A 20,089-nucleotide genomic window follows, 5' to 3' on the forward strand; every position below is an offset into this window, starting at 1 on the left:
TAGGAGATCCCGTTGCTCAGGCGACCGGCGCAGCCTTCGCCGGCTCGGGGAACATCGCCGTGAACAGGTTGCCGACCCACTCGATCAGCTCCGCGTCCAGCGGCATCGGCACGACGAGAGCCTCTCCCCCGCCGACCAGCTTGGCCTTCGGGTACAGCCGTGCCAGCCGCACCTTCATGGAGTCCTCGAAACGCGCCGGAGCGATGCGCAGGTTCGAACCCATCGCCACGACATCCGTGAGACCCGCCCGAGCCGCCCTGCGCCGCAGTCGCGCGACGGTCACGAGCGTCTCGACCTCCTCCGGCAGCGCGCCGTAGCGGTCGATGAGCTCCTCGGCGACCAGGTCGATCGCGTCCTCGGCCGCGCCGGCGCCGGCCGCGGCGGAGAGCTTCTGATAGGCCTCCAGACGCAGCCGCTCGCTGTCGATGTAGTGCTCGGGGATCCGGGCGTCGACCGGCAGCTCGAGGCGAAGCTCGACATCCGACGAGGTCTCCTCGCCGCGGAACGTCGCCACGGCCTCGCCGATCATGCGCAGGTACAGGTCGAAGCCGACACCGGCGATGTGACCGGCCTGCTCGGCGCCCAGCAGATTGCCCGCCCCGCGCAGCTCGAGGTCCTTCAACGCGACCTGCATGCCCGAGCCGAGATCGTTGTTCACCGCGATCGTCTGCAGCCGGTCGGCCGCCGTCTCGCTGAGCGGCTTGGCGTCGTCGTAGAGGAAGTACGCGTACGCCCGCTCGCGACCGCGGCCCACACGACCGCGCAGCTGGTGCAGCTGCGACAGCCCGTACTTGTCGGCCCTGTCGATGATGATCGTGTTGGCGTTGGAGATGTCCAGGCCCGTCTCGATGATCGTCGTCGACACGAGCACGTCGTACTTGCGCTCCCAGAAGTCGTCGACCACCTGCTCCAGCTGATGTTCGCCCATCTTGCCGTGCGCCACGGCGATCCGCGCCTCGGGCACGAGCTCGGCCAGCTCCGCCGCCACCCGCTGGATGGACTGCACGCGGTTGTGCACGAAGAACACCTGGCCCTCGCGCAGGATCTCGCGGCGGATCGCCGCGGCGATCTGCTTGTCGCTGCGCGGACCGACGAAGGAGAGGATCGGATGCCGGTCCTCGGGCGGGGTCTGCAGCGTCGACATCTCACGGATGCCGGTGACCGCCATCTCGAGCGTGCGCGGGATCGGCGTCGCGCTCATCGCGAGGATGTCGACGTTGGTCTTCATCTTCTTCAGCGCATCCTTGTGCTCGACGCCGAAGCGCTGCTCCTCGTCGATGATCATCAGGCCCAGATCCTTGAAGATCACCTGGTCGGTGAGGATGCGGTGCGTGCCGATGACCATGTCGACCGACCCGTCCACGAGCCCCTGCAGCGTGAGCCGCGCCTCTTTGTCGGTCTGGAAGCGCGAGAGGGGACGCACCTTCACCGGGAAGCCGGCGAAGCGCTCGGTGAAGGTCTCCAGGTGCTGCTTGACCAGCAGGGTGGTCGGCACGAGCATCGCCACCTGCTTGCCCTCCTGGATGGCCTTGAACGCGGCGCGCACGGCCACCTCTGTCTTGCCGAAGCCGACGTCGCCGGAGAGCAGTCGGTCCATCGGGATGGGCCGCTCCATGTCGGCCTTGATCTCGTCGATCGTCTGCAGCTGGTCGTGCGTCTCGGCGAACGGGAACGCCTCTTCCAGCTCGCGCTGCCAGGGGGTGTCCGGCCCGAAGGCGTAGCCCTTCGAGTTGACGCGCGCGGAATACAGCTTGACCAGTTCCACGGCGATGTCGCGGACGGCCCTGCGGGCCTTGCCCTTGGCGGCCGACCAGTCGCTGCCGCCCATCTTGGACAGTGCGGGCGCCTCGCCGCCGACGTACTTGGAGAGCAGGTCGAGCTGGTCGGTGGGCACGAACAGCTTGTCGCCCGGGTAGCCGCGCTTGGAGGGCGCGTACTCCAGCACCAGGTACTCGCGGGTGGACTTGACGGCGTTTCGTCCGCCGGAGGACACCTCGCGCTTGGTCATCTCGACGAACCGGCCGATGCCGTGCGTGGTGTGCACGACGTAATCGCCCTGCTTGAGCTGCAGCGGGTCGACGACGTTGCGCCGCCGGGACGCCAGCTTCTTCACGACGCGCTGGTCGCCGCCGATCGTGCGGCCGTAGAACTCGCTGTCGGTGAGCACGGCGAGCTTCGCCTCGGGCACCTGGAAGCCGGACTCGACGGAGCCGACCACGAGCGAGGCGATCCCGCCCTCAGGTGCGTCGAGGAGATCCTCGACGATGCGTGCGGCCAGGCCCCGGTCGCTCAGCACGTCCCGGGCGCGCTCCACGAGCCCGTGCCCGGAAGCGATCACGACCACGCGCCATCCTTCGCCCAGCCGTGCCTCGACGAAGGCGATCGCGCCGTCGACGTTGCCGTGGAAGGACGGGATGACCGAGGAGTCGAGGTTCGCGGCATCCGCGTCGTCGATCGCGAACGGACTCAGCCGCCACCACACGCCCTCGCGTCCGCGCACGATGTCGCGCAGCTGTGCGATGGTGCGGAAGTCACCGGCGCCCAGATCGATCGGAGCGGATGCCCCGGAGGTGGCCGCGCTCCACGCGGCGTCCAGGAACTCCCGGTTCGTCTCCCCCAGGTTCTGCGCGCGCGTGCTCGCGCGCTCGGGGTCGACGATCGCCGTCGCGGATCCTTCGGGCAGGTATTCGGCCAGTGTCACCAGCGGTCCTGCGACGGCAGGAAGCAGGGACTCCATGCCCTCGACCGGGATGCCCTCGGCCATCTTCTCGAGCATCCCCGAGATCGCGGGGAACCGGCCGACCAGTGCGGCGGCGCGCTCGCGCACGTCGGCGGTCAGCAGCAGCTCGCGGCTGGCGGGCAGTCCGACGGATGCGACGTCGCCCGGGAGGGAGCGCTGGTCGGCGACCGAGAAGGCACGGATCTGATCGACCTCGTCACCGAAGAACTCGACGCGGGCAGGGTGATCGGCCGTGGGCGGGAAGACGTCCAGGATGCCGCCGCGCACGGCGAACTCGCCACGACGCGAGACCATGTCCACGCGGGAGTACGCGCGCTCGACGAGCTGCTCCACGGCGTCCTCGAGCTCGATGCCGCGCCCTCCGACGCGGAGCTCGAGCGGAGCCGCGTCACCGAGGTTCGCGGCGACGGGCTGCAGCGCGGCGCGCACCGAGGCGACGACGACCAGCGGCTTCTCGCCGCTCCAGGTGCGGATCCGGCGCAGCGTCTCCAGCCGGCGCCCCACGGTGTCGGGGCTGGGGCTCAGGCGCTCGTGCGGCAGGGTCTCCCAGGCGGGGAAGGTCAGGACCTCGGCATCCGAGAGATAGGTGCCGAGCGCTGCCGCGACCGATTCGGCGCGACGGCCCGTCGGCGTCACGACGAGGGCGGATGCCGGGTGCCCCGCCTGTGCACGCTTGCGCAGCAGGCCCGCGATGACCGGGGCGTCGAGCCCGTCGACCACCGAGATCTCGCCGTCGGTCTGCGCCCAGGTGAGGGCATCACGATAGAGGTTCGCCTCTTCCAAGGCGCGCAGAATCCCCGGAACAGTCACCGGAACATACTATTCGGCTGCGCCGACATCGGGTTCTGCTGGACGCCGCCGCGCCGCCCGGAAGCCCTCGACGCCCAGCAGCGCGAGCGCCACGGCAAGGATCAGGTAGACGACGGCGTCCGCTCCCTGCATCCGCTCGCCGAGCACGAACGCGACGCCGACCAGCAGCACCGGCTCGACGTAGGTGAGCAGGCCGAACACCGGCATGGTGAGCATGGTCGACGCGCCCAGGTACAGGACCATCCCGATCCCGCCGAGCAGGCCCACCAGGGCCAGGCCGGCGAACTCGGCGATCGGCAGCGGACCCGGCGTCGCCGTGAGGAACACGACCGCGGCGACCGGCGACATGACGGCCAGCTCCACGCCGAACACGAGCGGTCCGTCGAGCCCGAAGCGCTGCCGCAGCACGAAGTACACGGCGTAAGGGATGCAGATCACGATGGTCACCCAGGACAGCTGCGGCGTGGCAGCGAACTTCACCGCCACGGCCAGCAGGGCGAGCGCGACCACGCACCACTGCACCCGGCTCACCGGCGCGTGCAGGATGAAGCGCCCGCCCAGCACGAGCGTGATCGGCAGCAGCAGGTAACCGAGCGAGGCATCCAGCCCGTGCCCGTGCATGGGCGCCCACATGAACAGCCACAGCTGGAAGCCCACGATCGAGGCGAGCAGCAGGGCGAGCAGCGGCATCCACCAGCGGGCGCGCAGCCGGCGGAACAGCACCCGCAACGCCTCCCGTGCCCCGGGGTGCCACAGCGCCATCAGGTAGAGCGCCAGGGTCACGAACACCCGCCAGGCCCACACGACCTCCGCAGACGAGCTCAGTTGCGCCGTCAGGTAGAAGATGCTCGCGAAGAGCACGGACGCCAGCACGCCCTTGGGCGATGAGCGCTGCATCGGCACGGCCGTCCTCCCCGGTCTGACGGCGGAACGGCCGTGCCACCAGCGTACCGACCGGGCCGTACGCTGGGCGGATGGAACCCGTCACATTGCGCACCGAACGTCTCGTCCTCAGCATCCCGACCGAGGCGGACGTCGACGCGATCACCGCGGCCTGCCAGGATCCCGAGGTCCCGCGCTGGACGACGGTGCCGAGCCCTTACTCGAGACAGGACGCGGAGGAGTTCGTCGCGCTCGTCGCCTCGTGGTGGGCGGACGGCGTGGAGACGGTCTGGGCGATCCGCCGGGACGGTGCGTTCGCTGGAATGATCGGGCTGCACAAGATCACGCAGCGCGCGGACGGCGGTGACGCCGAGATCGGATTCTGGGGTGTCGCGGAGCAGCGCGGTCAGGGCGTCATGACCGAGGCCGCGCGCGCCGTCGTCGACTTCGCGTTCGGCGAACTGAACCTCGCCCGAGTGGAGTGGCGCGCTGTCGTCGGCAACGTCCCGTCAGCACGCACGGCCCGGGCTCTCGGTTTCCGGTACGAGGGCCTGCTCCGCCAGGGACACTCCAGCCCCCGCGGCCGCGACGACGCCTGGATCGCCGGACTCCTGGCATCCGACGACCGCACTCCCGTGGAGTGGCCGGTGCTCTGAGGCGCTGGCCGTTGTCGGACGCGGATGACAGGATGTCTGCATGCCCGAGATGCCGGAGGTGCAGGGGCTCGTCGACTTCCTCGGCGAGCGCGCGGTGGGACACGCGATCACGCGCACGAGCGTGGGCGAGATCGCGGCGCTGAAGACCTACGATCCCCCGAACACCGCGCTGCACGGAGCGACCATCACGGCGACCGCGAGGTACGGCAAGTTCGTCGACATCGCCTGCGGCGATGACCTCCACCTCGTCTTCCATCTGGCGAAGGCCGGCTGGCTGCGCTGGTACGACACCCTGCCGACGACGCTGATCAAGCCCGGGCGCAGCCCGATCGCGCTGCGGATCGCGCTCGACGACGGCAGCGGATTCGACCTCACCGAGGCCGGAACGAAGAAGTCGCTCGCCGTGTACGTCGTGCGCGACCCGCAGGAGGTGCCCGGCATCGCCCGGCTCGGTCCCGATCCTCTGGATCCGTCGTTCACGCGCGACGTCTTCGCATCGCTGCTCGAGGGAAGGCGGATGCAGATCAAGGGCCTGCTGCGCGATCAGGGCGTGATCGCGGGCATCGGGAACGCCTACAGCGACGAGATCCTGCATGTCGCGAAGATGTCGCCGTACGCCCCGTCCGGCAACCTCGACGACGAGGCGATCGACCGCCTCTACACGGCCATGCAGGAGACGCTGCGCGAGGCTGTCCGGGTGGCCTCGGGCAAGCCGCCGTCGGATCTGAAGGATGCCAAGCGCGCCGGCTTCCGGGTGCATGCGCGCCGTGGCGAGGCCTGCCCCGTCTGCGGCGACACCGTGCGCAGCGTGTTCTTCGCCGACCGCAGCCTGGAGTACTGCCCCACCTGCCAGACCGGCGGCAAGCCCCTCGCCGACCGCCGGCTGTCGCGCCTGCTGAAGTGAGTTGTATTACCGGGAATGAATCATCGGATGCCGCGTTGACTAGACTCAGAGCATCAACGTGCTCCGGGGTCGGTGTGAATCCGAACCGGCGGTGACAGTCCGCGAACGCCTGGTCACAGGCGCCGATCCGGTGGAACTCCGGAACCGACGGTGATGCGAGCAGCAGCTCGCTAGTCCGGAGGAGAGGCAGCACGGGCGACGCGTCGAGCGTGCCGCCGGACCCCGGGAATCCAGAGAGAGACGACCGATGGCATCCAGCGAGGCGGAACGCGAGGCCATGACGCGCGCCCTGGCGCTGGCGCTGAACGGCCCGCGCGGGCTGAACCCGCAGGTCGGCGCCGTGATCCTCTCCCCCGCCGGAGAGCTGATCGCCGAGGGCTGGCACCGCGGTTCCGGCACCCCGCACGCCGAGGTCGATGCGCTCTCGAAGCTCTCCCCCGGTCAGGCCCGCGGCGCCACCGCCGTCGTCACTCTCGAGCCCTGCAACCACACCGGTCGCACGGGCCCGTGCTCGCAGGCGCTCATCGACGCCGGTGTCTCGCGGGTGATCTATGCGCTCGACGACCCGGGCCGGGCATCCGGCGGCGGAGCCGAGCGCATGCGCGCGGCCGGCCTCGATGTCGAATCCGGCGAGCAGCAGGACGCGGCGCGCACGCTCATCGCCGACTGGCTCACCGTGCAGCGACTGCGTCGCCCGCACGTGACCGTGAAGTGGGCGCAGAGCCTGGACGGCCGGGCCGCGGCATCCGACGGCACCAGCCAGTGGATCACCGGACCCGACGCCCGCGCCGATGTGCACCGCCGCCGCGCGGCGTCGGACGCGATCGTCGTCGGCACCGGAACCGTGCTCGCCGACGACCCGTCGCTCACCGCCCGCGACGGCGACGAGCTCTACGAGCACCAGCCGATCCCCGTCGTGATCGGCGCCCGCCCGACCCCGGCGGACGCCGCGGTGCGCCGCCACCCGCACGAGCCGCTGTTCTACGACACCCGCGACCTCGCCGCCGTGCTCGGCGACCTGCGTGAGCGCGGCGTGCAGCGCGTGTTCGTGGAGGGCGGACCGACGCTGGCCAGCGCGTTCATCGCCGCGGGACTCGCGGACACCGTGCTGGCGTACCTCGCCCCGGTGCTGCTCGGCGGCGGACGCCTCGCGCTCACCGACATCGGCGTCGACACCATCGCGGATGCCCGTCGCCTCACGGTCGACGAATGGCTGCCACTAGGCGACGACCTTCTCGTGGTCGCCCGCCCTTCCGTTCTGAAGGAGAGAAGCTGATGTTCACCGGAATCATCGAGGAGATCGGCGAGATCGCCGGGATCGCGCCGTCGGGAGACGGCTGGCGTCTGACCGTGCGCGCCCCGAAGGCGGCATCCGATGCGGTGCACGGCGAATCGATCGCCGTGAGCGGCGTGTGCCTGACCGTGGTCGGCTCCACAGCCGACACCTTCGACGCCGATGTCATGAAGCAGACCCTCGACGTCTCGGCCCTCGCAGCTCTGAACGTCGGCTCCCGCGTGAACATCGAGAAGGCCATGCCGGTCGGTGCGCGCCTGGGCGGCCACATCGTGCAGGGGCATGTCGACGGCACCGGTGCTGTGCTGGAGGTGCGCCCGGGCGACCAGTGGCGCGTGCTGCGTATCTCCCTGCCCGCCGACCTCGCCCCGCTCGTCGTCGACAAGGGCTCGATCAGCGTCGCGGGCACCTCGCTCACGGTGAGCGCCGTCAGCGACCCCTCACTTCGGCTCGCTGACGCTCGCTCAGTACAGGCGACGGACGCAGGAACCCAGGCATCGGACGCGTGGTTCGAGGTCTCGCTCATCCCCGAGACCCTCGAGGCGACGATCCTCGGGGCGCTCGCCCCCGGCGACGTCGTCAACCTCGAGACCGACATCCTTGCCCGTCACGTCGAGCGCCTGCTCGCGTTCCGCTCTCTCCCGGAAGGAGGCTCCCGATGAGCCTTTCCACCATCGACGCCGCCCTCGATGCGCTGCGCGCCGGCCGTCCCGTGATCGTCGCCGACGATGAGAACCGCGAGAACGAAGGCGACATCATCATCTCCGCGGAGCTCGCGAGCCCCGAGGTGATGGCCTTCATGGTGCGCTGGACGTCGGGTCTGATCTGCGCGCCGATGCCCGCCGACCTCGCCGACAGCCTCAACCTGCCGCCCATGGTGGAGAGCAACGAGGATGCCCGCTCCACCGCCTACACGGTCAGCGTGGATGCGGCCGAGGGCGTGACCACGGGCATCAGCGCGCACGACCGCGCGCACACCCTGAACGTGCTCGCCGACCCTTCTTCCACCGCGACGAGCATCATCCGCCCGGGGCACATCCTGCCGCTGCGCGCCGTCGACGGCGGCGTGCGCGAGCGCGGTGGTCACACCGAGGCGGCCGTGGAGCTGATGCGCCTGGCTGGTCTGCACCCGGTCGGCGCGATCGCCGAGGTCGTCGCCGAGGACGGAAGCATGATGCGCCTGCCTGCGCTGCAGGAGCTGGGCGCCCGCGAGGACATCCCGGTGATCACCATCGAGCAGCTCATCCGGCACCTGAACGAGGTCGACCCCCGCGACGAGGCCGACTGCCGCGCCAAGAAGACCGCCCGTCGCGTCAGCCTGCGCGCCGACGCGACCGTGCCGACCGAGCACGGGACCTTCCGGTTCCTCGCCTACAAGGACCGTGTCACCGGCACCGACCACATCGCGGTCGTCTCGGGCACGCCCGGCGAGACCGCCCTGGTGCGCGTGCACTCCGAGTGCCTGACCGGCGAGGCCTTCGGCTCGCAGAAGTGCGAGTGCGGGCCGCAGCTGCAGGCGGCGCTGGACCGCATCGACGCCGAGGGCGGCGTGGTCATCTACATGCGCGGCCACGAGGGACGCGGCATCGGCCTGATCAACAAGCTGCGCGCATACAGCCTGCAGGAGGAGGGCCTCGACACCGTCGACGCCAACCTCGCGCTCGGACTCCCCGCCGACGCCCGCGACTATGCTGCCGCCGCCGGCATCCTCTCGGATCTCGGCGTCTCCAAGGTGCGGCTGCTGACCAACAACACCGACAAGGTGAAGCAGCTGCGCGAGCTGGGCCTGGACGTCGTCGAGCAGGTTCCCCTGATCGTCGGCGTCGGCCCCAACAACCACCAGTACCTCGAGACCAAGCGCGATCGCATGGGCCACATCATCGGCGAGTCCGAGCTGGCCGAGGCGCTCGCCCACGGAAAGGACGACGCATGAGCGGCGCCGGAGCACCCACCCCTCTCACCCCGGTCGACGGCACGGGCCTGCGGGTCGTCGTGATCGCCGGTACCTGGCACGAGGTCATCTCCAACGGTCTCATCGCCGGCGCGCAGCGCACGCTGGACGCCGCGGGAGCCGAGCACACCCTGGTGCGCGTGCCCGGGTCGTTCGAGCTGGCCGTCGCGGCGCAGGCCGCGTTCGCCGGCGGAGCGGATGCTGTCGTCGCCCTCGGCGTCATCATCCGCGGCGGAACGCCCCACTTCGAGTACGTCTCGGCCGCCACCACCGATGGCCTCACCCGCGTCTCGCTCGATGCCGGCAAGCCGGTCGGTTTCGGCCTGCTCACGCTCGATGACGAACAGCAGGGCCTCGACCGTGCGGGGCTGCCGGGCTCCCAGGAGGACAAGGGTGCCGAGGCCGCGGATGCCGCGCTGCGCACCGCCCGCGTGATCGCGGACCTGCGGGGCTGACGCCCTTCTCGACGGGCTCAGCGGACCGGCATCGGTTCCGCTGAGCCCGTTCGCGTATCGCATTCCGCGACGGACCGTTCCTGGATAGCCTGGACGGCATGGGAACCCTCCGTGAGATCGTCGTCTTCCTCCACATCATCGGCTTCGCCACCCTGTTCGGCGCCTGGGCAGCTCAGGCGTTCGGCGGCAAGAAGCAGTTCACGCAGCTGATGAACGTCGGCCTGGCGATCGCCGGCATCGCCGGTCTGCTGCTCGCGTGGCCGATGGGCCTGTTCGAACCGGGAGCGGGCTTCTACATCAAGATCACCGTCAAACTCGTCGTGCTGATCGTGATCGGCGCGCTGATCGGCATCGGCATGGCCCGCCAGAAGCGCGGCGAGGCCGTGCCCGCCGGGATGTTCTGGAGCGTCGGCGTGCTCGCGCTGCTGAACGCGGGTCTCGGGCTGTTCTGGCACTGAGCGGATCCGCGCACCGCGCGTAACGCTGCACGCTCGACCCGCATCAGCGGTCGTAGACTCCGAGCAGTTCCCTAGGGACTGTCACCGGAGGAGCATCACATGACCACGACCAGCGCGCCCGCCAACCCCCGATCCCGGGTGATCCTCGCGAGCCTCATCGGCACGACGATCGAGTTCTACGACTTCTACGCGTACGCCACCGCTGCCGTGCTGGTCTTCCCGATCCTGTTCTTCCCGACCGGGAACGACACCACGGCACTGCTGTCGTCGTTCGCCGTGTTCGGCGCCGCAATGGTCGCACGCCCGATCGGTGCGATGGTCTACGGGCACTTCGGCGACAAGTTCGGCCGCAAGGCGACCCTGGTGGCGTCACTGCTCACGATGGGCATCGCCACCTTCCTGATCGGCCTGCTCCCCACGTTCCAGCAGATCGGGTGGTGGGCCGCCCTCCTTCTGCTGGTGCTGCGCCTCGCCCAGGGCTTCGCGCTCGGCGGCGAGTGGTCGGGGGCGGCTCTGGTCGCCACCGAGAACGCGCCGTCCGGCAAGCGCGCCTGGTACGGCACCTTCCCCCAGCTGGGCGCGCCGCTCGGGTTCATCATCGCGAACGGCCTGTTCCTCATCATCAACTTCGCCCTGCCGCATCAGTCGGATCCGGCGCTGAAGTCGGAGGCCTTCCTGAGCTGGGGCTGGCGGGTGCCGTTCCTGTTCTCGGCCGTGATGGTGATCATCGGACTGTGGGTGCGCCTCAAGCTCGTCGAGTCCGACACCTTCAGGAAGGCGGCGGACAAGGGCGTCATCCGCAAGCTGCCCCTTGCGACCGTGTTCCGCCACCACTGGAAGCAGCTCATCCTCGGCACGTTCATCATGCTGGCGACATACGTGCTGTTCTATCTGATGACGAACTTCACGCTCAGCTACGGCACCAAGGCCGCATCCCTCGAGGCGGCCTCCGCGGCAGCCAAGGCCGCTGCGGAGGCCAAGGGCGCGACGTTCGACGCCGCCACCTTCGCCGCGCAGTTCTATCCGGGCCAGGGGTTCGGCTACACCAACTTCGTCCTGATGCAGATCGTCGGCGTGGTGTTCTTCGGCATCTTCACCATGGTGTCCGGCCCCTGGGCGGACCGGATCGGCCGCCGCAAGCTGCTGATCGGCGTGACCGTCGCGATCATCCTGTTCGGGTTCACCTTCCCCCTGTTCCTCGGTCAGTCGGCGACGGAGCCAGGTGCGGTGCCCCTGACCCAGGCGTTCCTCATCCTCGGCTTCCTGCTGATGGGCCTGACCTTCGGACCGATGGGTGCTCTGCTGCCCGAGCTCTTCCCGACGAACGTGCGCTACAGCGGTTCGGCGATCGCCTACAACGTGTCGTCGATCCTCGGCGCAGCACTGGCTCCACTCGTCGCCGTCTGGCTGTGGTCAGCGGCAGACGGCTCGTCGTGGATGGTGGGCATCTACCTGTCGGCCATGTCGGTGCTGACCCTCGTCGCGCTGATCCTCACGCCGGAGACGAAGGATCACGACTACGAGGACGACCTCGGCGTCGCCGCGCAGCTCTGAACGGGAAGCTGGCTGATTCGGGCCGCGGTCGGGATCGCGCCGCTCTGGATGCCGGGCGCGGGTCCGCGTAGCCTGACGGCATGGCGACGATCGAGGATGTGCGTCGGATCGCGATGAGCTTCCCCCGCGTGGAGGAGCGCAGCGGCGGCCACAACGGCGGGCTCGCGTGGCGCACGAGCGCCGGGATGCTGGTGTGGGAGCGGCCGCCGCGCAGACATGACCTCGAGCAGCTGGCGGAGCTCGGACGGGAATGGCCGGAGGGCGCGGTCGTCGGCATCCGGGTCGACGGCGAGCAGGCGAAGGCCGCGGCCATCGAGACCTACCCGGAGGTGTTCTTCACCATCCCGCACTTCGACGGCTTTCCCGCTGTGCTCACCCGGCTGGACGCCATCGACGAGCAGCTGCTGCACGAGATGCTCACAGATGCCTGGCTGCTGCGCGTCCCGAAGACGGTCGCCGCGGCCTGGCTCGCCGAGAACGGGCTGTCCGAGTAGCCGGATCCGCGGGAATCATGGTGGCGGACGCGAGATCAGCCGTCAACTTCTATTGACAACCGACGGGAAGTCAACCTAGATTGACACCATGACCCCGCACACCGCCCTCGCCGTCGATCCCGAGGGAGAGCCGATCGCCGAGCTGCATCGGCTCACCGGCATCCGCCGCGAGCTGGCCCGAGCGGAGGAGGCGCAGGTGCGCCGCGCCCGCCTGGCCGGATACTCGTGGCAGGCGATCGCGAGCGCCCTCGGCGTCACCAAACAGGCGGCGCATAAGAAGTTCGGCAGACAATAGATCGGATGCCGCGGCCCGATACCGTCGCACCGCTCCCCAGAACGAGGTTCCCCATGTCTCGCACGGCGACAGCACGCCGACGCGGTCGCGGCGCGCAGCAGGACGGCCCGCGCGCCACGTTCCGCCAGCTCCTCCCCTTCCTCTTCGAGCACAAGAAGGTGCTGGTGGCCGTCGCGCTGCTCAGCATCGTCGGCGCCGCAGCATCCCTCGCGCAGCCGCTGCTCGTCGGGCAGGTCATCGACCGCGTGCAGAAGGTCCAGATGCTGGGCGCGCTGGTCTGGCTGCTCATCGGCCTGGTGATCGTGGCGTCGGTCATCTCCGGCTACCAGCACTACCTGCTGCAGCGCACCGGCACGGCGGTGGTCTACTCCAGCCGCCGCAAGCTGATCGCGCGCATCCTGCACCTGCCGATCAGCGAGTTCGACGCGCGCCGCACCGGTGACCTCGTCTCCCGGGTGGGCACCGACACGACGCTGCTGTACGCGGTCCTCACGCAGGGGCTGGCGGATACCGTCGGCGGCGCCATCCTCTTCATCGGCGCCCTCATCGCCATGCTCCTCATCGATCCGCTGCTCCTGCTGCTGATCGTGCTCGTGATCGGCGCATCGGTCGTGGTCGTCGTGCTGCTCAGCGGCCGGATCCGCACGGCATCCGCCGCGCAGCAGCACAAGGTCGGCCAGCTCGCCTCCGGCATCGAGCGCGGCATCTCCAGCATCCGCACCGTGCGCGCCTCCGGTGCGACCGAGCGCGAGACGGCGGCCGTCGAGGGCCTCGCCGGCGAGGCCTACGGCCTGGGCGTTCGGATCGCGAAGATCTCGTCCATGGTCGTTCCTGTCGCCGGCATCGCCCTGCAGCTCTCGCTGCTGGTGGTGCTGGGCGTGGGCGGCTTCCGCGTGGCATCCGGCGCCCTCACCATCGCCTCGCTGGTCACGTTCATCATGTTCCTGTTCATGCTGGTCATGCCTCTCGGCCAGGCATTCGGCGCCATCACCTCCGTGAACCAGGCGCTGGGCGCGCTCGGGCGCATCCAGGAGATCCTCGATCTGCCCACCGAGACGCAGGACGACGAGTCGGATGCCGCCATCACCTCGGCCGCGGTCGCGGGTGCCCCCGCCATCGAATTCCGCGACGTGCGCTTCCGCTACCCTGACGACGTCATCGCGGCGCGGGAGGCGGCCGCGAAGGAGGCGCGGAACCTGCTCGCCGACGCGCACCTGCGGCGTGCGGGCGAGGCGGACCCTGAGATCAGCCGCGACGTCCTGAAGGGCATCTCGTTCTCCGTGCCGCGCGGCGCGCGGGTGGCGCTGGTCGGGCCTTCCGGTGCGGGCAAGAGCACCACACTCGCACTCATCGAGCGGTTCTACGACCCGACCGGCGGCTCGATCCGGCTCGCGGGCCACGACGTGCGCAGCTACCCCCGGCAGCAGCTGCGCGCCCATTTCGGGTATGTGGAGCAGGATGCCCCGACGCTCGCCGGCACGCTGGCCGAGAACCTGCGTCTGGCAGCGCCGGATGCCACGGATGCCGACTGCGAGCGCGTGCTGCGCTCGGTGAACCTCGGCGACGTGCTCGAGCGGAGCCCGCTGGGCCTGGACGCCCCTGTCGGTGAGGACGGCGTGATGCTCTCCGGCGGTGAGCGCCAGCGTCTGGCGATCGCCCGCGCGCTGCTGACAGAGGCTCCGATCCTGCTGCTGGACGAGTCGACGTCCTCGCTGGACGGCGTGAACGAGCAGCGCATGCGCGAGGCCATCGACGCTGCGGCGGCCGACCGCACCCTCGTCGTGATCGCGCACCGCCTGTCGACCGTGGTGGACAGCGACCTGATCGTGGTGCTGCAGGACGGCGTGGTGGTCGGCCAGGGCACGCACGACGAGCTCATCGAGTCCACGCCGCTGTACCGCGACCTCGCCAGGCATCAGCTGCTGGTCTGAGCGGCCCAGCCGAGGTCAGCCCTGCGCGCGGACCGTGCTCTCGTGCTGGACGCGGCCGCGGAGGACTCCCCCAGCCGGAGAAGCGCGACGGCGGGATGCCGGAGACCACTCAGCCATGGGTCGTCTCCAGCATCCCGCCGTCGCGGGTCAGGGTGCGCTCAGCGCGCGGCGCTGAGCCGGTAGCGCAGCGCGTCCAGCTCGCTGCGCAGAGCGGCGGGAAGCCGGTCGCCGAAGATGCCGAAGTACTCCTCGGTCGAGTCGGCCTCGGCCATCCAGGCGTCGACGTCGACATCGAACAGTTCGTCGAGATCGGCATCCGAGATCGTCAGCCCGTCGAGGTTGAGGTCCTCACGGCGCGGCAGGCGGCCGATCGGGCTGTCGACGGCTCCGACCTCGCCCGAGATGCGACGGATGATCCAGTCGATCACGCGCGAGTTGTCGCCGAAGCCCGGCCACAGGAAGCGCCCGTCCTCGCCGCGGCGGAACCAGTTCACCTGGAAGATGCGCGGGGCACGATCGAAGCGCAGCTGGCGTCCGACCTTGAGCCAGTGGCTGAAGTAGTCGCCCATGTTGTAGCCGCAGAACGGGAGCATCGCGAACGGGTCGCGGCGCAGCTCGCCGACCGTGCCCTCCGCGGCGGCGGTGCGCTCGGACGAGATCGTCGATCCGAGGAAGACGCCGTGCGTCCAGTCGGTGGCCTCGACGACGAGCGGCACGTTGGTCGCGCGGCGACCGCCGAACAGGATCACGTCGAGGGCGACACCCTCGGGGTCCTCCCAGTCCGCGGAGATCTGCGGGCACTGCGCGGCCGAGACCGTGAAGCGGGAATTCGGGTGCGCCGCGGGGCGGCCGGACTCCGGCGTCCACGGGTTGCCCTGCCAGTCGGTCAGCTCGGACGGCGCCTCGTCTGTCAGGCCCTCCCACCACACGTCGCCGTCCGGGCGCAGCGCCACGTTCGTGAAGATCGTGTTGCCCCAGAGGGTCTCGACGGCCGTGACGTTGGTCGACTCGCCGGTGCCGGGGGCGACGCCGAAGAAGCCGGCCTCGGGGTTCATCGCGTACATGCGGCCGTCCTCGCCGGGACGGATCCAGACGATGTCGTCGCCGAGGGTCTCGACCTTCCAGCCGGGGATCGTCGGGCGCAGCATCGCGAGGTTGGTCTTGCCGCAGGCCGAGGGGAACGCGGCGGCCACGTGGTACGCCTTGCCCTTCGGGTCGATCACGCGGATGAGCAGCATGTGCTCGGCGAGCCAGCCCTCGTCGCGGGCGATCACCGACGCGATGCGCAGCGCGAAGCACTTCTTGGCGAGGATGGCGTTCCCGCCGTAGCCGGAGCCGTACGAGTAGACCTCGAGCGTGTCGGGGAAGTGCACGATGTACTTCTCGTCGTTGCAGGGCCACTCGACGTCGGCCTGACCGGGCTCGAGCGGGGCTCCGACCGAGTGCACGGTCTTGACCCACGGGGCGCCCTCGGCGATCTGGCGGGTAACGGCGTCGCCGACGCGGGTCATGATGTTGATCGATGCCACGGCGTAGGCGCTGTCGGTGACCTGGACGCCGATGTGCGAGAGCTTGCCGCCGACGGGGCCCATGGAGAAGGGGATGACGTACATCGTCCGGCCGCGCATCGAGCCGGCGAAGATCCGGTTCATGGTGTCGCGCATCTCGACCGGGTCCGCCCAGTTGTTGGTCGGTCCGGCGTCGATCTCCTTCTCCGAGGAGATGAAGGTGCGGGCCTCGGTGCGCGCGACGTCGCTGGGGTGCGAGCGAGCCAGGTAGGAGCCGGGGCGCCACTCGGGGTTGAGCTTGATGATCTTGCCCTCGTCGACCAGCTCGCGCAGGATCGCGTCGTTCTCCGCACGGGAGCCGTCGATCCAGTGGACGCGGTCGGGCTGAGTGAGCGCGGCGATGCCGTCGACCCACTCGCGCAGCTCGGCCATGGCCGGGGTGTCATACGCCGGCACGGCCCCGAAGCTGCGCACGGGGGCGACCGGGGAGGTGCGAGGGGCGTATGTTTCAGCCATGGCCATGGGTGCTCCTTTGTGAAGAGGTGGGCGTTACATCCATCTTCTGCGCACTTTCCGCACGCTTTCGGCCATTTAAGCTTGAAAGAAGCATGTTTCTTTCGGGTATGCTCAAGGAATGGCGACAAGTGGACTCGAGCTCAGCACCCTCGGACATCGCATCCGGCATCACCGCACCAAGAAGGGCTTCACGCTCGACGAGCTCGGCTCCCTGGTGGGTATCGCCGGTTCGCAACTGAGCCTGATCGAGAACGGCAAGCGCGAGCCCAAGCTCTCGCTGCTGCAGGCCATCGCCCTGGCGTGCAGCACCGACGTCGCCGACCTCATCTCCGGTGAGCCGCCGAACCACCGCGCGGCGCTGGAGATCGAGCTGGATCGCGCACAGACGAGCCCGGTGTTCCGTCAGCTGGGCATCGCGCCCATCCGGGTGTCGAAGAGCATGAGCGACGAGACCATCGAAGCCGTGCTGGGCCTGCACCGCGAGCTGCACCGCCGCGAGCGCGAGGCCATCGCCACGCCGGAGGAGGCACGCCGGGCCAACACCGAGCTGCGCCTCACCATGCGCGAGAAGTCGAACTACCTGCCGGAGATCGAGGCCCTCGCCGAGAAGCAGCTGAAGGCCGCCGGGCACGTCTCCGGCGCGCTGACGCATCGCACGGTCAGCATCATGGCCGAGCGACTCGGCTTCGAGCTGATCTACGTCGACGACCTGCCGCATTCCACGCGCTCCATCACCGACCTGGACAACGGCCGCATCTACCTGCCGCCGGCCTCGATCCCCGGTGGTCACGGCCTGCGTTCCATGGCGCTGCAGGCCATGGCGCACCGACTGCTCGGGCACACCCGTCCGACCGACTACGCCGACTTCCTGCAGCAGCGGCTGGAGATCAACTACTTCGCCGCGTGCTGCCTGATCCCGGAGAGCGCCGGAGTGGCATTCCTGCAGCAGGCCAGGAAGGACCGCAACCTCGCGGTCGAGGACTTCCGCGACGCCTTCGGCGTCACGCACGAGGCTGCAGGCCTGCGCATGACCAACCTGATGACCCACCACCTCGACATGCGCCTGCACTTCCTGCGCGTGGACGAGAACGGCGCGATCACCCGCGTGTACGAGAACGACGATCTTCCCCTGCCGATGGATGTCACGGGCGCGGTCGAGGGGCAGCCCGCCTGCCGCAAGTTCTCCGCACGGGCCGCGTTCGAGCAGCGAAACCGCACCACCGAGCACTACCAGTACACCGACACCCCGTCAGGCACGTTCTGGTGCGCGACCCAGACCGGGTCGACCAGTTCCGGCGGCTTCTCGATCACGGTCGGCGTGCCCTTCGACGATGCGCGCTGGTGGCGCGGACGCGAGACCACCCATCGTGCGCAGTCGACCTGCCCCGACGAGGCGTGCTGCCGACGCGCGCCCATCGCGGTGTCGCAGCGGTGGGAGGGGCGCGCATGGCCGAGCGCTCGGGTGCACACGCACATGTTCTCGCCGCTCCCCCGCGGCGCCTTCCCCGGCGTCGAGGAGAGCGAGGTCTACGCGTTCCTCGACCGCCACGTCGACGAGTAGCATCCGCTCCTGTCTCTGGTGTTCCGCCGACGACTGCTGAGAACAGGAGGATTGCCGAGAACATGCTGTTTCCCGGGTGAATCGTCCTGTGCTCAGCAAAGTGCCTGTTCTGGTGCCGCCGAACGGAGCAGTGAGAGCGGACGTTTCAGCGCGGGCGGACGGTCAGCGTCTGGGACGAAGTTCCCACCGGGCCATCGGCGTCGCTCAGCACGGACTCGGTCAGTCCGATGCCGTCGGGTCCGAACGACACCGAGGTGTCCAGGCCGAACCACTCGCCCGCGGGTTCGCGGAAGATGCTCGCGGTCAGGTCGATGTTCGGATAGAGCGCGCGCTCAGGCGCGACCCGCGTGGCGATGCCGTTGGCGAAGTCGGCCACGCCCAGCATCCGCGACCGTGACGAGATCGCCTCCCCGTCCAGGAGCGGATGCTGCGGGCGGATCCACGCGCGCGATCGGCCCGGCGCGACCGCCTCCCGGCGGGCGTCGATGGAACGGATGGCACCGCCGGGCCAGACATCCGCCGGAGACCACTCGGGCAGGGTGTCCCGGGCGGGCATCGTCGGCAGCGGGATGCCCGAGATCGCATCGGTGTCGTTCGGCTGCAGCATCCACGCCCGCAGCGTCGCCGCGGCGCGACCCCCATGGCTCAGGGTCACCTCGACCAGCTCGATCGTGCGGCCAGGACGGACCAGACGGGGCGGGGAGATCTCGAACGCGTCCATCGGGATGACACCGAGGATGTCGTAGCTCGCGCGGGCGAGCACCAGCGGTACGTCGGGGCGGCGCACGGCGTGCTCCAGCTCGACCACGTGCGCGAGCAGGCCCAGCACGGGGGCGATGTGCTGCTCGTCCGGATTCCACGCGCCGCCGACGTGCTCGGTGGGTTCGAAGGCGGTCTCGGACAGACGATGGAAGTAGCTCGACACGCCATTCATTCTGTCAACTGCGGCGCACGGCGCGGTTCAGGCCGCCACGAAGGCGGCGAAGCGGGCGAGCGCGGACCCGGTCGGCTCCGTCTGCGTCGCTCCGTCGAACAGCTCGGGAGGCAGATGCCGGGTGGCGTCGGCATGCGACCAGGTGCCCACGACCCGGCCGTCCGCGACGAGCGTGGCACGCACCATCCCGTTCTTGCCCGGCCCCACGGCATCGAGCTGCTCCGGAGCGCAGACCGCGGTGCGATCGGCGTACGAGATGTAGTACTCGTCGAACGCGGGGAGCGCGAACGCGTGCGCGGCCTTCGGCGAACGCCGCGGCGTGGACGATGCCGCGTACAGTCCCTCGCCGACCTCGTCGACCCGGTCCGCGGCACGCTCGGCCGCCTCTCGGGCCGTCCCGAGCGTGAGGCCGGACCACCAGGCGAAGTCGGCGACGCCGGCGGGGCCGTGCCCGTCGATGTAGCGGATGAACAGCTCGGCGAGCGGGTCGTCCGGAGCGTCCGACTCCCGGATCCCGTCCTCCACCCGCACGAACCGCTGTTCGCGGGCCACTCCCCTGCCGTTCGGCACCAGAGGCCCCTGGCAGATCTCCCCCGCGATGGTCAGGGCGAAGAGCAGGTGGATGCCGCGCTGGTTCCGCGGATCGATGCCGACGCTCTCGAACCGCTCGAAGGCCTCCGCCCGCGTGCACCCGCCATCTCGGAGAGCGGGAGCGAGTGCGCGCGACGCGGTCGTCATCACCTCGTCGTCGATGCCGAGGTCCCGGTGCCGGCCTGCGGCCTGGCGCCGCTGCCGCTCGGCCGTGACCGACAGCACCCAGGCGAGGTCCCGAGCCGGCACGATGTGCAGGGTGCCGCGCATGGTCCAGGCCCGCACCAGCTCGCCGCGCTCGAACGCGGCATCCACCGCCGTCAGAGTCGGCGCCCCCTTGGTGCGCACGCCGAGCGCCCAGCGGCCGGCGAGGAGGTCCTGGCTCTGCACGGCGAGCATGTGCCGCGCGGCATCCGCCGGAGTCGCGGCGGGGGCCGTCAGCCGATGCGAGCGGAGTCGGCGCTCCAGCAGTGCACGGGGTGTCATCCGTCCATCATGCCGGGAGCGTACGACATCGGCGTGCCGCCCGGAGCGCTCTGACCCCCGGGCGGCACG

Annotated in this window: 17 protein-coding genes and 1 riboswitch; of the genes, 12 read left to right on the forward strand and 5 right to left on the reverse strand. The window is 70.0% G+C overall.

Going from position 1 to position 20,089, the window contains the following annotated elements:
* Positions 1 to 16 precede the first annotated feature (16 nt).
* Both mfd and MIAR_RS08650 read right to left on the reverse strand, forming a co-directional pair.
* Positions 17 to 3,550 carry a transcription-repair coupling factor gene (gene mfd, locus MIAR_RS08645; protein ID WP_285634232.1) on the reverse strand — a complete coding sequence of 1,178 codons (3,534 nt, stop codon included), beginning with the start codon at positions 3,548 to 3,550 and terminating at the stop codon, positions 17 to 19.
* A 9-nt stretch (positions 3,551 to 3,559) separates the two neighbouring features.
* Positions 3,560 to 4,453, reverse strand: coding sequence for an EamA family transporter (locus tag MIAR_RS08650; RefSeq protein WP_285634235.1), 894 nt, complete (start codon positions 4,451 to 4,453; stop codon positions 3,560 to 3,562).
* A gap of 71 nt (positions 4,454 to 4,524) precedes the next feature.
* Between MIAR_RS08650 and MIAR_RS08655 the strand changes: the two genes are divergently transcribed.
* From MIAR_RS08655 to MIAR_RS08705, 11 genes are all read left to right on the forward strand, one after another.
* Positions 4,525 to 5,088 (forward strand): GNAT family N-acetyltransferase, encoded by a 564-nt coding sequence (locus MIAR_RS08655; RefSeq protein WP_285634238.1) that lies wholly within the window; start codon positions 4,525 to 4,527, stop codon positions 5,086 to 5,088.
* Positions 5,089 to 5,128: 40 nt separating this feature from the next.
* On the forward strand, positions 5,129 to 5,992 hold the full coding sequence (locus MIAR_RS08660; RefSeq protein ID WP_285634241.1) for an Fpg/Nei family DNA glycosylase: 864 nt from the start codon (positions 5,129 to 5,131) through the stop codon (positions 5,990 to 5,992).
* 55 nt (positions 5,993 to 6,047) lie between these two features.
* Positions 6,048 to 6,188: riboswitch (FMN riboswitch) on the forward strand.
* Between the two features lie 51 nt (positions 6,189 to 6,239).
* On the forward strand, positions 6,240 to 7,268 hold the full coding sequence (gene ribD / locus MIAR_RS08665) for a bifunctional diaminohydroxyphosphoribosylaminopyrimidine deaminase/5-amino-6-(5-phosphoribosylamino)uracil reductase RibD (protein WP_285634244.1): 1,029 nt from the start codon (positions 6,240 to 6,242) through the stop codon (positions 7,266 to 7,268).
* The gene (locus tag MIAR_RS08670; RefSeq protein ID WP_285634246.1) at positions 7,268 to 7,948 is read left to right on the forward strand and encodes a riboflavin synthase; all 681 of its coding nucleotides are present in this window, start codon (positions 7,268 to 7,270) and stop codon (positions 7,946 to 7,948) included. The genes ribD and MIAR_RS08670 overlap by 1 nt, the downstream gene beginning before the upstream one ends.
* A complete protein-coding gene (ribA, locus tag MIAR_RS08675) occupies positions 7,945 to 9,219 on the forward strand; it encodes a GTP cyclohydrolase II (protein ID WP_285634249.1) in 1,275 nt (424 codons plus the stop codon). The genes MIAR_RS08670 and ribA overlap by 4 nt, the downstream gene beginning before the upstream one ends.
* A complete protein-coding gene (gene ribH, locus MIAR_RS08680) occupies positions 9,216 to 9,692 on the forward strand; it encodes a 6,7-dimethyl-8-ribityllumazine synthase (RefSeq protein ID WP_285634252.1) in 477 nt (158 codons plus the stop codon). The genes ribA and ribH overlap by 4 nt, the downstream gene beginning before the upstream one ends.
* Before the next feature lie 98 nt (positions 9,693 to 9,790).
* On the forward strand, positions 9,791 to 10,150 hold the full coding sequence (locus MIAR_RS08685; protein WP_285634255.1) for a Fe-S protein: 360 nt from the start codon (positions 9,791 to 9,793) through the stop codon (positions 10,148 to 10,150).
* A gap of 99 nt (positions 10,151 to 10,249) precedes the next feature.
* Positions 10,250 to 11,704, forward strand: coding sequence for an MFS transporter (locus MIAR_RS08690; RefSeq protein ID WP_285634258.1), 1,455 nt, complete (start codon positions 10,250 to 10,252; stop codon positions 11,702 to 11,704).
* An 80-nt stretch (positions 11,705 to 11,784) separates the two neighbouring features.
* The gene (locus MIAR_RS08695) at positions 11,785 to 12,198 is read left to right on the forward strand and encodes an MmcQ/YjbR family DNA-binding protein (protein ID WP_285634261.1); all 414 of its coding nucleotides are present in this window, start codon (positions 11,785 to 11,787) and stop codon (positions 12,196 to 12,198) included.
* A gap of 88 nt (positions 12,199 to 12,286) precedes the next feature.
* Positions 12,287 to 12,493, forward strand: coding sequence for an AsnC family protein (locus MIAR_RS08700; RefSeq protein WP_285634264.1), 207 nt, complete (start codon positions 12,287 to 12,289; stop codon positions 12,491 to 12,493).
* 53 nt (positions 12,494 to 12,546) lie between these two features.
* Positions 12,547 to 14,424, forward strand: a complete 1,878-nt coding sequence (locus tag MIAR_RS08705) for an ABC transporter ATP-binding protein (RefSeq protein ID WP_285634266.1) — start codon at positions 12,547 to 12,549, stop codon at positions 14,422 to 14,424.
* Between the two features lie 158 nt (positions 14,425 to 14,582).
* On the opposite strand, the gene MIAR_RS08710 is transcribed toward MIAR_RS08705, so the two are convergent.
* A complete protein-coding gene (locus MIAR_RS08710; RefSeq protein WP_425561565.1) occupies positions 14,583 to 16,454 on the reverse strand; it encodes a phosphoenolpyruvate carboxykinase (GTP) in 1,872 nt (623 codons plus the stop codon).
* 112 nt (positions 16,455 to 16,566) lie between these two features.
* On the opposite strand from MIAR_RS08710, the gene MIAR_RS08715 reads away from it, so the two are divergent.
* The gene (locus MIAR_RS08715; protein WP_285634269.1) at positions 16,567 to 18,009 is read left to right on the forward strand and encodes an XRE family transcriptional regulator; all 1,443 of its coding nucleotides are present in this window, start codon (positions 16,567 to 16,569) and stop codon (positions 18,007 to 18,009) included.
* A gap of 145 nt (positions 18,010 to 18,154) precedes the next feature.
* Here the strand turns inward: MIAR_RS08715 and MIAR_RS08720 are convergent, their stop codons facing one another.
* Together MIAR_RS08720 and MIAR_RS08725 are read right to left on the reverse strand one after the other, a co-directional pair.
* Positions 18,155 to 18,943: a thioesterase family protein gene (locus tag MIAR_RS08720; protein WP_285634272.1), complete on the reverse strand. Its 789-nt coding sequence runs from the start codon at positions 18,941 to 18,943 to the stop codon at positions 18,155 to 18,157.
* A gap of 27 nt (positions 18,944 to 18,970) precedes the next feature.
* Entirely contained in the window at positions 18,971 to 20,020 is a 1,050-nt protein-coding gene (locus MIAR_RS08725; RefSeq protein ID WP_285634274.1) for a winged helix DNA-binding domain-containing protein, read from the reverse strand.
* Positions 20,021 to 20,089 lie beyond the last annotated feature (69 nt).

Origin of the sequence: Microbacterium arabinogalactanolyticum, from assembly GCF_030268005.1 — a bacterium.
GTDB classification, from domain to species: Bacteria; Actinomycetota; Actinomycetes; order Actinomycetales; family Microbacteriaceae; genus Microbacterium; species Microbacterium arabinogalactanolyticum.